The 13,427-nt window shown below is 74.5% G+C and carries 11 protein-coding genes; 3 read left to right on the plus strand and 8 right to left on the minus strand.

Going from position 1 to position 13,427, the window contains the following annotated elements:
• Positions 1 to 16: 16 nt before the first annotated feature.
• The 3 genes from AB0I59_RS34715 to AB0I59_RS34725 are packed head-to-tail and all read left to right on the plus strand — an operon-like array spanning position 17 to position 4,214.
• Positions 17 to 2,284, plus strand: coding sequence for a propanediol/glycerol family dehydratase large subunit (locus AB0I59_RS34715; protein ID WP_358139695.1), 2,268 nt, complete (start codon positions 17 to 19; stop codon positions 2,282 to 2,284).
• Positions 2,281 to 2,649, plus strand: a complete 369-nt coding sequence (locus AB0I59_RS34720) for a diol dehydratase small subunit (RefSeq protein ID WP_061256963.1) — start codon at positions 2,281 to 2,283, stop codon at positions 2,647 to 2,649. Before AB0I59_RS34715 ends, AB0I59_RS34720 begins: the two co-directional genes overlap by 4 nt.
• Positions 2,646 to 4,214, plus strand: coding sequence for a diol dehydratase reactivase ATPase-like domain-containing protein (locus tag AB0I59_RS34725; protein WP_358139698.1), 1,569 nt, complete (start codon positions 2,646 to 2,648; stop codon positions 4,212 to 4,214). Before AB0I59_RS34720 ends, AB0I59_RS34725 begins: the two co-directional genes overlap by 4 nt.
• Here the strand turns inward: AB0I59_RS34725 and AB0I59_RS34730 are convergent.
• The 8 genes from AB0I59_RS34730 to AB0I59_RS34765 form a co-directional block, all read right to left on the minus strand.
• Positions 4,184 to 5,029 (minus strand): HpcH/HpaI aldolase/citrate lyase family protein, encoded by an 846-nt coding sequence (locus AB0I59_RS34730; RefSeq protein ID WP_358139701.1) that lies wholly within the window; start codon positions 5,027 to 5,029, stop codon positions 4,184 to 4,186. The two genes, AB0I59_RS34725 and AB0I59_RS34730, sit on opposite strands and share 31 nt — an antisense overlap.
• Before the next feature lie 80 nt (positions 5,030 to 5,109).
• Positions 5,110 to 6,330, minus strand: a complete 1,221-nt coding sequence (locus AB0I59_RS34735; protein ID WP_358139704.1) for a CaiB/BaiF CoA transferase family protein — start codon at positions 6,328 to 6,330, stop codon at positions 5,110 to 5,112.
• A gap of 95 nt (positions 6,331 to 6,425) precedes the next feature.
• On the minus strand, positions 6,426 to 7,310 hold the full coding sequence (gene rbsK / locus AB0I59_RS34740; protein ID WP_082776988.1) for a ribokinase: 885 nt from the start codon (positions 7,308 to 7,310) through the stop codon (positions 6,426 to 6,428).
• 34 nt (positions 7,311 to 7,344) lie between these two features.
• The gene (locus tag AB0I59_RS34745) at positions 7,345 to 8,691 is read right to left on the minus strand and encodes an ADP-ribosylglycohydrolase family protein (RefSeq protein WP_358139812.1); all 1,347 of its coding nucleotides are present in this window, start codon (positions 8,689 to 8,691) and stop codon (positions 7,345 to 7,347) included.
• Positions 8,691 to 9,842: an ADP-ribosylglycohydrolase family protein gene (locus tag AB0I59_RS34750; RefSeq protein ID WP_358139706.1), complete on the minus strand. Its 1,152-nt coding sequence runs from the start codon at positions 9,840 to 9,842 to the stop codon at positions 8,691 to 8,693. The genes AB0I59_RS34745 and AB0I59_RS34750 overlap by 1 nt, the downstream gene beginning before the upstream one ends.
• A gap of 88 nt (positions 9,843 to 9,930) precedes the next feature.
• On the minus strand, positions 9,931 to 11,037 hold the full coding sequence (locus tag AB0I59_RS34755; protein WP_358139708.1) for an ADP-ribosylglycohydrolase family protein: 1,107 nt from the start codon (positions 11,035 to 11,037) through the stop codon (positions 9,931 to 9,933).
• 4 nt (positions 11,038 to 11,041) lie between these two features.
• Positions 11,042 to 12,091: an ADP-ribosylglycohydrolase family protein gene (locus AB0I59_RS34760; protein WP_358139711.1), complete on the minus strand. Its 1,050-nt coding sequence runs from the start codon at positions 12,089 to 12,091 to the stop codon at positions 11,042 to 11,044.
• Entirely contained in the window at positions 12,088 to 13,392 is a 1,305-nt protein-coding gene (locus AB0I59_RS34765) for an ABC transporter substrate-binding protein (RefSeq protein WP_358139714.1), read from the minus strand. Before AB0I59_RS34765 ends, AB0I59_RS34760 begins: the two co-directional genes overlap by 4 nt.
• Positions 13,393 to 13,427: the final 35 nt, after the last annotated feature.

Below are 13,427 nucleotides of genomic sequence, written 5' to 3' on the forward strand. Positions count from 1 at the left end.
AAGGAAGGAGAGCGCGATGATCCCTCCGTACGACAGCGACGACGACAGCAGACCGGCCGTCCCCGGACCGGTCGGCCGGATCCGCTTCATGGACGCCCAGCGGGTCAACCTCGACGGTTTCGCCGTGGAGAATCCCGAACTCGGACTGGTCGCCCTCGCCTCGCCGTACGACCCGAAGCCCGGTCTGGTCGTCGAAGACGGCGTGGTCACCGAGATGGACGGGGTGAAGGCGGCCGACTTCGACTCGATCGACGCGTTCATCGCGGCCCACGGCCTCGACCTCACCGTGGCGAGCGAGGCCATGGCGCTGTCCGACGTGGCCGTGGCCCGCATGATGGTCGACCCGTCGGTCCCCCGCTCGGAGGTCGTCTGGCTCTGCGCCGGGATGACACCGGCCAAGCTCGCCCGGGTGCTGGCCCTGCTGCGCCCGGCCGAGCTGGTCATGGCCATGACGAAGCTGCGGGCCCGCCGCACGCCGTCGAACCAGGCCCACGTCACCAACCGGCTCGACGACCCGCTGCTGCTCGCCGCCGACGCGGCGACCGCCGCCGCGTTCGGGTTCCGCGAACTGGAGACGACCGTGCCCGTGCTGGCCGACGCCCCGTCCAACGCGGTGGCGGTCTCGATCGGCGCGGCCGTCGGATCGCCGGGCGTCCTCGTGCAGTGCTCCGTCGAGGAGGCTCTCGAACTGGAGCTCGGCCTGCGCGGGTTCGTCTCGTACGCCGAGACCGTCTCGCTGTACGGGACCGAGCAGGTCTTCACCGACGGCGACGACACCCCGTGGTCGAAGGCGTTCCTCACCAGCGCGTACGCGTCCCGGGGGATCAAGATGCGGGTCTCGTCCGGCGCCGGGGCCGAGGTGCTCATGGGCGGGGCGGAACGCCGGTCGATGCTCTACCTGGAGTCACGCTGCGTCGCGCTGGCCCGGGCGATGGGCGCCCAGGGCGTGCAGAACGGCGGCATCGACGGCGCCAGCGTGGCCGGCGCCGTCCCGCGCGGCGTGCGCGAGCTGATGGCCGAGAACGTCATGGTCATGGCACGCAACCTGGAGTCCTGCTCGGGCAACGACGCGCTGATGTCGGAGTCCGACGTGCGCAGGACCTCGCGAACGCTGCCCATCTTCCTGGCCGGATCTGATTTCGTCTGCAGCGGATTCGGCTCGATCCAGCGCTACGACAACATGTTCGGCCCGTCGAACTGGAACGCCGAGGACATCGACGACTACCTGGCGATGCAGCGCGACTGGGGCGTCGACGGCGGCCTGCGCACGGCCGACCCCGCCACGGTCGCGGAGCTGCGCGAACGGGCGGCCCAGGCCGTACGCGCCGTGTACGCGTGGTTCGGCCTGGCCGACTTCACCGACGAGCAGGTGGCGGCGGCGGTGGACGCGGCGGGGTCCAAGGACCTCGCCGGGCCGGACACGGTGGCCGTCATGCACGCCGCGCGTGTCATCCGCGAAACCGGGCTGACCATGGCCGACGTCGTGACCGCGCTCCAGGAGACCGGTTTCGAGCCCGAGGCGGAGCGGCTGCTCGACATGCTGAAGGTCAGGGTGGGCGGCGACTGCCTGCAGACGTCGGCCATCCTCACGCCGGAGATGCGCGTGTTGTCCCTCGTCACCGATCCCAACGACTACACCGGGCCGGGAACGGGGTACGAGCCCACGCCGGAGCGCCAGGCGGAGATCGACGCCATCCGCCAGCAGCGCTCCGTCGAGGACCTGCGCCGCGAGCAGGCCGCGTACGCCTCGGACGCGCTGCGGCCCCGCGGCCCGGCGACCCAGGGCGGCGATCCCCGCGAGGTCGTCGTCGGCGTCTCCCCCGCGACCGGCAGGGACGTCTGGGTCACGCTCTCGGGGCTGCCCGTGGTGGAGGTCCTGCGCCAGCTCCTCGCCGGCCTGGAGGAGGAAGGCTGCGTCGCGCGGATCGTACGGTTCGACGACACGATCGACCTCGGCATGATCGGGCTGTCCGCGGCCCGCCTGTCCGGCTCGGGGATCGGGATCGGGCTGCAGGCCAAGGGGACCGCGCTGATCCACCGCAGGGACCTCGCCCCGCTGGCCAATCTGGAGCTGTACAGCATCGCCCCGGTGCTGTCGGCCGACGACTATCGGCTGATGGGGGTGAACGCGGGCCGCCACGCCAAGGGCGCGACCCCGGAGCCGGCCCGCAACCCGTACACCGACGAGGCGATCGAGGCCCGCTACCACACCAGAGTGGTCTCGCTCGTCGCCATCGAGCGCGCCTGCTGCCGGGCCGCCGGACCTGAGGAGCTGACCTTATGACGAGCCCCGGACGACGTGCGTACTCCGGACGGCCGGTGGAGTCGGTGACCGTGGAGTCCGTACGGCGGGGCGAGGTGACCCAGGACGACCTGCGCATCCATCCGGAGACGCTGGAGTCCCAGGCGGTCGTCGCCGAGCGGCACGGCAACCCGCAGCTCGCGGCCAACCTGCGGCGGGCCGCCGAGCTCGCCCTCCTCCCGGACCGGGACGTGATGCGCGTCTACGAGGCCCTGCGGCCGCGCCGCTCGACCGCGGACGAGCTCTCGGCCCTCGCCGGATGGCTGGACGAGCGGGGCTGCCCGCGCAACGCCGCGCTGGTCCGCGAGGCCCGGGACGTCTACGTACGGCGGGGCCTCGCGCGATGAGCGCCCTCATCGCGGGCGTGGACGTCGGCAACGCGACCACCGAGATCGTGGTGGCGCGCGACGGCGTCCCCGTCGCCTGGGACCGGGTCGTCACGCGCGGCGTCAAGGGATCGCCCGCGTCCCTGGCCGGGGCCGTCGCCCTGCTGCGGCGGATCGAGCGGGGCCTGGGCGCGCGGGTGGACGAGGTCGTGATGGCCCCCCTGCGCCCGGTCACGACGACCACCGCTGAGGTCCCGTACGGGCCGGGGCGCACCGGGCGCCTGCGCGTCGTCGCCGCGGGAAGCCCCACCCCGGGAGGCGAGGGCGTGGCGGTGGGCCGCCCGTACCCGCTCGGCGGGCCCGTCGGCGAACCGCCCGAGGGAGGGCTGATCGCCCTGGTGCCCCGCCGGACGGGGTACGAGCGGGCCGCACGGGAGATCCGCGCCGCGCTGGGCGCCGGTGTGCCGATCACCGGGGTGCTCGCCGAAGGGGACGAGGGCCGCCTGATCGCCAACCGGATCGGCGTGACCGTTCCCGTGGCCGACCAGGTCGACGTCACGGCGGTCGCCGCCGCCGAGCTGGTCGCCGTGGAGGTGCGCCCGCCGGGCCGTCCCCTCCGGCACCTGTCCGACGCGCTCTTCCTCGGGTCGCGGCTCGGCGAGCGCGAGGGCGCTCCGGCGGTCTGCGCGCGGCTCCACGACGTCTCCAGCGCGGTCGTCGTCCTGCTGCCCGGCGGCCCTCCCGCGTCGCCGGCCGATCGGGAGCCCGCCGAGGACGCGGCAGCGGGCACGGACGTGCCGGCGGCCTCGACCGGGCGGGCCGTGATCGACCTGGACGCGGTGGCGGGATCGGTCAACGCGCGGGCCGGCACGACCGGCTCGCGATCATTGCTGGTGGCCACGCTGGGGCCGGAGTCCCCCGCCGTCCTGCCTGCCGATCTCGGCGTGCCCGTACGGCTCGCGCCGAGCGAGGCCGGGGCGGCACGCGCCGGGGCGCTCACCACGCCGGGCGCCGACGAGGGGGCCCTGGTCGTCGACCTCGGCGGCGGCACGGTGGACCTGATCGGCCCGTCGGAGGAGGTCGTGGCGGCCGGCGCCGGGGATCTGCTCACCGCGGCGGTCGCGGCCGTGCTCGGCGTCCCGCGCGGCGCGGCCGAGTGGGTCAAGCGCGGGCCGTGCGTCCGGGTGGAGACGCCCGGCGTGACGCTCGGGGAGGACGGCGTCCGCGTGTTCCTCGACTCCACCGCGCCGCCCGGGACGGTGGGGTGGCTGACCGTGCCCGGCCCGGCCGGGCCGCTGCCCTTCTCCCCGGCGATGAGCCCGGCGGAGTGGCGCGCCCTCCGGCTGTCCATCAAGCGCGAGGTGCTCGGCGCCACGGTCAGGCGGGCGCTGGCGGAGCTGGACGGTCCGGACGGGGTGGGGCGCGGGGCCGTCATCGTGGGCGGCCCGGCGGGAGACGACGAGGTCCTCGGCGTGCTGGCCCGCGAGCTGCCCCGTGGCCTGGCGATCGGACGCGGCGACGTGGCGGGCACGCTCGGCCACCGGTACGCCGTCGCCTACGGCCTGCTCGTCTCGGCCCCGCCCTGACGCGTCTCCTGCCGGGATGTCCGCAGGACGCGGCGGGCCTGGCGGACCACCGCCTCGTCCACGAACCGCCCGTCCGGGAGGGCGACCGCGCCGCGACCGGCCGCCGCGATCACCTCGTGGGCGGCGGTGATCTCCGCCTCGGTCGGGCGGTACGCGTTTACGATCACCGGGAGCTGGGCCGGGTGGATCGCCGCCCGGCCGCGGAACCCCGACGCCCGGCCCTCCAGGCAGGACGCGGCCAGCCCGGCGAGGTCCCTGACGTCCGGGTAGACCGACTGGGCGGGCGCGGGCAGCCCGGCCGCGCGGGCGGCGACAACCACGCGGGACCGCGCCCAGGCCAGCCCGGCGTCGGCGGTGACGCCGAGGTCGGCGCGCAGGTCGGCCTCGCCCAGCCCGATGCCCGCCACCGCCTCAGCGGCGGTGGCGATCTCGAAGGCGCGTTCGAGCCCGAGCGCGGATTCGAGCAGCGGGTGCAGGGGCACGCCGGGCACCGCCGCCGCGATCTCCCTCACCTCCGCCGCCGACTCCACCTTGGGCACCCGGATGCCGCACGTCCCGGTGACGAGGGCGGCCAGCGCGTGCAGATCCGCCTGCCCGTACGGCGTGCGCACGTCGTTGACGCGGACCTGGACCCGGGGCTGCGGCGTGGCGAGCAGCGCGACGGCCTCGGCCCTGGCCTGGCCCTTGTTCTCGGGCGCGACCGCGTCCTCCAGGTCGACGATCACGACGTCGGCGTCCGTGGCCAGCGCCCTGGCCACCCGGTCCGGCCGGTCGGCGGGGACGTACAACCAGGTCAGCGGTGCGGTCTGCGGCACGGCGTCACTCCTCATGGCGTTCGCGGTCGCCTGATGATCCCCCTGACGCGCCGGGTCAACCCCGGCCGGGCTGTGATCCGTCACACGATGCCCTTCGCGCGGAGCGCGGCGATCCGGCCGGGAGGCAGGCCGAGCGAGGTCAGCACCTCCTCGGTGTCGGCCCCGTGCGGGCGGCCGGTCCAGCGGATGGCGCCGGGCGTCCCCGACAGCCGGAACATGACGTTCTGCATGCGCAGCGGCCCCAGCTCGGGGTCCTCCACCGTGGTGATCGCGTCGAGCGCCCGGAGCTGGGGGTCGGCCATGACGTCCCGCACGTCGTAGATCGGCGCGACCGCGGCCTGCGCCTCCTCGAAGGCCGCGAGGACCTCGTCACGGGTGCGGTCGGCCACCCAGGCGGCCACGGCCGCGTCCAGTTCGTCGGCGTGGCCGACCCGCCCGGCGCCGGTGGCGAACCAGGGTTCTGCGACGTACTCGGGCCGGCCGACGAGCCGCATGACGCGTTCGGCGATGTTCTGCGCCGAGGTGGACACGGCGACCCAGGAGCCGTCCTTGCACCGGTAGGTGTTGCGCGGCGCGTTGTTGACGGACCGGTTGCCGGTGCGCGGCGGCACGACGCCGAGCCGGTCGTAGATGGTGGGCTGCGCCCCGAGGACGCCGAGGATCGGCTCGATGATCGACATGTCGACGACCTGTCCCCGGCCCGATCGCAGGGCCGTCATGATCGCGAACGCCGTGGCGAGCGCGCAGATCCCGTCGGCCAGGCCGAACGGCGGCAGCGTCGGCGGGCCGTCCGGTTCGCCGGTCATCGCGGCGAACCCGCTCATCGCCTCGGCCAGCGTGCCGAACCCCGGCCTGCGGGCGTACGGGCCGAACTGCCCGAACCCGGTCACCCGGGCGAGCACGAGCCGCGGGTTCGCCTCACCGAGCCGGTCGTAGCCGAGGTTCCACCGCTCCAGCGTGCCGGGACGGAAGTTCTCGATCACCACGTCGGCGTCCCGTACCAGCTCGACCAGGAGGTCCTGGCCGTCCGGCGTGGACAGGTCGAGGGTGATCGCGCGCTTGTTGCGGCCGAGCGTCTTCCACCACAGCCCTTCCGGCCCGTGACCGCGCGCGGGGTCGGGTTTCGCCGGATGCTCGACCTTGATCACATCCGCTCCGTAGTCGCCGAGCAGCATCGCGGCCATCGGCCCGGCGAACAGGGTCGCGAGGTCCAGCACGCGGACGCCCGACAGCGGCGGCGCGGGCGGCACCTGTGGCGCAGGTGGCGCAGGTGGCACCGGCGGCGTGGCGGGGGTGGTCATCGTTCCTCCGTTTCGGAATTCCACGCGGCCGGAGGCCGGCCGGGGCGGGGTGCGGGGCACCACCGCCCGGCCGGCCTCCGGTCACAGCCCTCCGGTCACAGGAGGGCCGCGTCGATCTCGGCGCGGCTCGGCATGGACGTGCTCGCGCCCTCGCGCTGGACGGACAGCGCGGCGGCCGTCGAGGCGAACCGCAGTGCCTGCGCGGGCTCGCGGCCCTCGGCCCTGGCGACCGCGAGCGCGCCGACGAACGTGTCCCCGGCCGCCGTGGTGTCCACCGCCTCGACGGGTACGGCCGGCACGAGCAGGCGGGTCCCGGCGCGGGAGCCGTACAGCGCGCCCTTGGAGCCCAGGGTGATCACGGCCTCCGGGACGCGGTCCAGCAGGATCTTGAGCGCGTCGTCCGGGTCGTCGGCGCCGGTGATCGCGGCGGCCTCGTGCTCGTTGGGCACGATCAGGTCCACCGAGTCGAGCAGCTCGTTCGGCAGCTCGACCACGGGAGCGGGCGTCAGGACGACGGGCACGCCGGCGGCGCGGGCCGCGCGGGCCCCCGCGACGACCGCGTCGAGCGGCAGTTCGAGCTGCAGGAGGAGCGCCCTGGAGCGAGCGATCATCTCGATGTCCTCGGCGGTGCATCCGGTGATGGTGCCGTTGGCGCCGGGCACGACGATGATCGAGTTGCCGCCGCTGTCCTCCACGACGATGTGCGCGATTCCCGACGGTCCCGGCTCGACCCGCAGCCTGCTCGTGTCGACGCCCGACTCGAACAACGCGCCGCGCAGGGCCGGGCCGAAGGGGTCGTCACCCACGGCCCCGATGAACGCGACCTGGGCGCCCGCCCTGGCGGCGGCGACCGCCTGGTTGGCGCCCTTGCCGCCGGGCACCGTGCGAAACGCCCGTCCCGTGACGGTCTCACCCATCTTGGGGGCGGACGGTACGTAGGCCACCAGGTCCATGTTGGCGCTGCCGAACACCGAGATCACGATGCTTCCTCCAGGATCGTCACCTTTATCCCGCTTACCCTGCCATCAACCGGGTCCGCCGGGCGAGCTCGCCCAGGGCGATGCCGTCGAATCCGGTGATGCTGCTGGTCAGGCGGTCCTTCATGGACCACTGCCCGGGAACGCCCCCGTTCAGCGCTCCGGCGATCGAACCGACGGTCGCACCCGCCGAGTCGGTGTCCCAGCCGCCCGCGACCGCGCCCGCGATCGAGGCGGTGAAGTCTCCCCCTCCGTGGACCAGCGCCGCGGCGATAAGGGCGGCGTTGTTGATCGTGTGAACCCAGTGCAGGTGGCCGTGCCGGGCATGCAGGTGGTCCACGACCCGCTCGAAGTCCCGCTCCGCGCCCGCCACGGCCACGGCGTCCCGTACGGCCGCCGCCAGCCGGGACCCCGCCGGGACGACGGACAGGCCCGCCTCGACCACCTCGGTGACGGACGAGGCGTCGAGGGACCGCGCGCACATGGCGGCCGTGAACATCGCGCCGTAGACGCCGTTCGCCGTGTGGCTGAGCCGGGCGTCCCGCCAGGCGAACTCGGCCGCCGTCGCGGGGTCTCCCGGGTTCGCCCAGCCGTACACGTCGACCCTGATCAGGGCGCCGATCCATTCACGGAACGGATTGCGGTAGGTCGCGGTCTCCTCCGGCTCGATGCCCGTCAGGAGGTTGCGGTAGGCCACCCGCTCGGCGGTGAACACCCGGCCGCCCGGCAGCTCGTCCAGCCACATCTGGGCGACGTTCCCGGTGGTGAAGTCCCTGCCGTGCCGCTCCAGGACGGCGAGCGCGAGCAGCGCGAAGTTGAGGTCGTCGTCCTCGGGGATCCCGTCGATGTTCTCCGCGAGGCTGTTGACCGCGCTCCGCCGGTTCCACGGCCACCTCCGGGCGGTCTCCGGCGGCAGGCCCCTGGCGGTGAACCAGCCGCGGATCGGCCAGTTGCCGGTCGCCTCGGCGATCTCCCTGATGCCCTCGCGCGGGATCTTCTCCACCGGCTTGCCCAGCACGCATCCGGCGGCCCTGCCCTGCCAGGCGCCGAGCACCCGGGCCGGGTCGGCGCCCGGCACCCGGTCCGCCCGTCCTCGGGCCGGCCACGCGGGGCAGGCGGCGACGATCTCGTTCCAGCCGGACGGCTCCGGCAGCGGCGAGGGGATCGCGGCCAGCCGGTCGAGCAGATCCTCCGCCAGGCGGCGCAGCCGTACGGGAGGGGCCTCCGGGGAGGCGCCGGCGCGGGGCGGCGCCGCCTGGCCTCCCGCCGCGTGCCAGCGCGCGGCGATGTCCCGCACCTCGGGCAGGTCCCACCGGCCGTCCTCGGCGGCCTGGCGCAGCTCGTGGCCGACCAGGTCCTCCGGCTGGACCCAGGTGAGCCGCATCACGAGGCGTCTCCGGCGGCCAGCAGCTCGGCGAAGGCGGCGTCGGCGGTCCGGCGGCGCTCCGCGTCGGCGGCACGCACCCGGCGCGCCACCGCGGCGATGGCGAGTCCCGGGGCGACGAGGTCGGTCCTGCTGGCCGCCGACACCTCCTCGACCCACCCGGCCGGTACGGCGGCCCGCCCGCCGAGCGCCCCGGCGACCGCGCCGCCCATCGACGCGATCGAGTCGGCGTCCCGCCCGTAGTTCACGCCGCCGAGCACCGTCTCGCGGTAGTCGCCCTTGGCGATCAGCAGGAACGCGAGGGCGAGCGGCAGCTCCTCGATGCTGTGCGTCCGGCTCGGGCGGCGGGCGCCGAGCCCCTGGTCGCGGTAGGTGTCGGCGACCGTGTCGTAGGGCCGCATGGCGGCGCGCAGCGCCTCGAAGGACTCCTCCCAGTGGCCGTGGTCCCTGGCCGCCGAGCACACCGCCTCGATGGCCGCCTTCGTGCCGTCGCGGGCGAGCCGTACGCAGGTCGCGACCACGGAGTCGGGCGTGGCGCCGGGGCGCATCGCCTCGGCGACGGCGGCGGCGAGGACCCCCGCCGCCTCCCGGCCGTAGCTGGACTGGTGCGCGCCCGCGAGGTCGATCGCCTCGGCGTAGGCGCCGTCCGGGTCGCCCGCGTTGACGACGCCCACGGGCGCCATGTACATCGCGGCGCCGCAGTTGACGATGTTCCCCACGCCGGCCTCGCGCGGGTCGACGTGCCCGTAGTGCAACCGCAGGACCAGCCATTTCTCCGCCAGGAACACCCGGTGCAGCGGCAGCGCCTCGGCCTCCAGCTCGGGGATCCAGCGTTTCTCGCCCATCATCTCGGGGACGAGGTGCTCGGCCGCGGCGTAGGCGTCCAGATGCCCGCCGGCCCGCTCGTACACGCGGATCAGCGCATGGGTCATCAGGGTGTCGTCGGTCACGTGGCCGTCGCCCTTGTGGTACGGCGCGATCGGCCGGGCGTTGCGCCAGTCCTCGAAGTACGGCGGGACGACGCCTTCGACGCGGCCTCCGTACCGCGCCAGGATCTGCTCGGGCGTCCACCCCTCGGTGGCCCCGCCGAGCGCGTCCCCCACCGCTGCCCCGGCCACGCAGCCGACGGCCCTGTCCTCAAGCGGCGTCATGCCGTCCCCTCCGATTCGACCCACGCGGAACCATGGAACCGCGCAACTGTGATGAATGCCGTGTATCGCGGTTGTCCGGGCCACGGCGTCATGCCGGGCTCCCCGTCCCATGATCGGACGCCAGCGCCCGCGCGACGGCGAGCAGGTCCACGCCCGCCATCTCCGGCAGGCAGCAGCCCGTCAGCGTGCGCGCCGCCGCCCGCCATCCCTCCGGCAGCGCCGCGTGTCCCGCGTACGCGCCGGCGAGCGCGCCGGTGAGCGCGGGGGCCGAGTCGGCGACCGACGCCAGACAGGCCGCCGCCGACACCGCGGCTCCGAACGCCCCACCGGACGGGCCCACAGGCGAACTCGCGGACGAACTCGACGACGAACTCGACGACGGACTCGCCGACGGGCTCACGGACGACATCGCGGCGTCGGCGAGGGCCAGGGCGATCGGGACGGTCTCCGCGGCCGCCACGCCGTAGCTGTAGACGTGGCCGAGCAGCGCCGCGTCGAGCGCCGGGACCGCGGCGAACGGGTCGCCGTGCTCCCGTGCCACCGCCACGGCCCTACGCGCGGCGAGCCCGATCGCGCTGTCCTCCGGGAGCGCACCGACCGCCGCGTCGATCGCCTCCCGCATCGGCGCGCCCCGCACCAGCCCGCCGACCGCCGTCGCCATCGCCACGGCGCCGAGGACGCCGTCCCCCGAGTTGGTGACCCGCGCGTCGGCGACCGGGTCCATCCCCGCGGCGCCGAACGCCACGGCCCGTACGGCGGCCGCGTCGTCGAAGAAGTGCGGGTTGTCGTGGCCGCTCGCGGGTGGCCCCAGCCCCGCGGCGAGGTTGTCCAGCGCGGACCAGACGGAGATGCGGGCGCGCAGGTCGTCCCGCTCGACGAGCCGCCCGAACGCCTCGGCCCGGTCCTCGTGGATCGTCGTCGCCGTCCAAGCGAGCCATTCGGCGTCGTCGGACGGGCCCAGCGCCAGCGGCTCGACCGGCTGGTTCAGCGCGAACGGCACCGGCAGCGTGGTCACCTGGCGTTCCTCCGCGAACGCGTCCAGCTCGCGGTACAGCCGCCTGCTCCACGGTGCCAGCCGCAGCGAACGGTGACGCGCGGCCGGCCAGCCGGCGGCGTCCCCGGCGGCGAGCCCGACGAAGGCGCCCAGGATCCGATCCTCCGACGGCGGCGTGCCGCCTCCGCCCCCCGATGACATGTCCCTACGTTCCTTCCACGTGTCGGCCGGTGAGCCCGAGTCGTTCCGCGAGCCGGTCGGCGAGCTGATCGGCGAGCTGATCGGCGAGCTGATCGGCGACGTCCAGGACGTGCCGCCCCGCGACCACGGGCAGGCATCGGCCGTGGACCGGCCCGATCCTGCGCGCCCAGCGCGCGGGCACGCCCGCCTCGCCGGTGCCCGCGCCCGCGAGAGCGCCCGCGATCGCGGCCGTGGTGTCGGCGTCCCTGCCCAGGTTCGCCGCCGTCACCACGGCCGCCTCGACCTCTCCGCCGCCCCTGATGTAGGCGGAGAAGGCGAGCGCGACCGCCTCCGGGGCCAGATCGGTCCACGGATAGTGCTTCACGACGACGGCGTCATGGAGCGCCCGCGCGAACTCCTCGCGCGAGCTCCCCTCTCCCTGGGCGTCGGCGATCTCGACGGCCTTCCTGACGCAGCGCGCGGTCCACGAGTCCGCGGGGATCGCCCGCAGCCCCGCGTCGATCACGTCGCCCGGTTCGGCGCCGGTCATCGCGACCGCCACCGCGGCGGCGACCGCGCGGCCGCCGAGAACGCCCTCGCCGCCGTGGCTGACCCGCCCGTCGATCTCGGCCAGCCGCGCCGCCTCGTCCGGATCGCCCGCCGCGAAGATCCCGTACGGCGCCGCCCGCATGGCGAGGCCGTCGGACCAGCCGTGCGGGTGCCACCGGCCGGTCAGCGGCGGCCGGAGCCCGAGGCGGAGCGCCTGGACGGTGCCGAGCTCGGAGAACCCGGCCCCGCGCATCGGCCCGTCGAGCCGCGCCACGATCTCGGTGCGCCACGCCTCGGCGACGTCGTCGGAGGTGAGCGCGTGACCGTGCCGGAGGAGGAGGGACGCCGCGAACAGGGTGTATTCGGTGTCGTCCGTTCCTCCGCCCTCGATCTCAACGAGCACGCCCCATCGGGCCGCGATGGTCTCGGGGGTCAGGTTCTCCGCGGGCGCGCCGAGGGCGTCTCCGGCCGCCAGGCCGAGCAGGCATCCCCGGGCGCGGTCCCGCGGCGAGAGTGGATCGATCACTGGGCGTACCGCTCCAGCACCTTGTCGCCCTCCTCGACGAGCTTCTTCGCCGCCTCGTCGAGGCTGATCTTTCCGGCGAAGTACTCCTGGAGCGTCGGGGTGCCGACCTTGCTCTTCCACTCGTCGTAACCGTTGACCTTGAGGTACGGCGCGACCACGAGGTTCTTGGCCGACGCGGTGGCGACGTCCCAGAAGTTGTCCTTGGTGGTCATGGCGGGGTCGGCGGCCGCGGCGGTGCTCGTCGGGAGCAGCCAGTCGCCCTTGGCGAGCCTGGCCTGGTTCGGGCCGTTCAGGAAGAACGAGATGAACTTCACCGACTCCTGCGGGTGCTTGCTGTCCGCGGCGACCGACAACGTCTGCGACGTGGCGCCCTGCTGGGCGGTGACGCCCTTCAGCGGTGGCAGGGTGACCCACTCGAACCCGTCGGGCGCCTGCTCGGCCACCTGCTGGCGCAGGTAGACGCCCGCGGGCACGATCGCGTACTTGCCGGCGAAGAAGCCGGGCAGCGGGTCGGCGGTGCCCATGCCGAGCGCCGAGGGGTCGGCGGACTTGTCCTTGTGAAGCTGGTCGTGGATGCGCCGCAGGACCTCGCGCTCCTCCGGCCCGACCTTGACCGTGGTCTTGCCGCCCTCGGTGGTGAAGAAGGTCCCGCCGAAGTTGAGCCCGAGGCTGAGCACCTTGTTGACCGGCGACTTCATCGGCCAGGCCACGCCGTACGCGCCGCCCTTGGTCATCTTCTTGGTCGCGGCGGCGAACTCGTCCCACGTCCAGGGGTCGTCGGAGGTCGGGACGCGGACGCCGGACGCGTCGAGCAGCTTCTTGTTGGCGAAGAGGACCTGGGACTCCTGGAGGAAGGGCACGCCGTACACGCCCTGGCCGCCCTTGCCGTCGCCGAAGGTGACCGTGTCCCACGCGGCCTGCGGGATGTCGCCCTTCAGCTCGGCGGGCAGCGAGCTCGACAGGTCGAGCAGGAAGCCCCGCGAGGCGAAGCCCGACAGGGCCGGCGAGTCGTCGTGGATCACGTCCGGCGGGTCGCCCGCCTCGAACGAGGTGACGAGCTGGTCGTTGACGTTGTCCCAGCTCCCCTGGACGTACTCGACCTGGATCTTGGGATTGGCCGTGTTCCATTCGTCGACGAGCTGCTTGTTGGCGGCGATCGACTCCTTCTGCCAGGCGAGGCTGAGGAACCGCAGCTTCACCGGCCCGTCGGACGCGGCATCGCCGCCGTCGCCTCCCCCGCCCGAACATCCGGCGGCCAGAACGACGGCCGCGACCGCGAGCGCGGCACTCCAACGCCTCATGTGATTCTCCTATCGGGGGACTGGGGGGTTCTGGG

Origin of the sequence: Microtetraspora glauca (assembly GCF_040656155.1) — a bacterium.
Taxonomy (GTDB): domain Bacteria; phylum Actinomycetota; class Actinomycetes; order Streptosporangiales; family Streptosporangiaceae; genus Microtetraspora; species Microtetraspora glauca.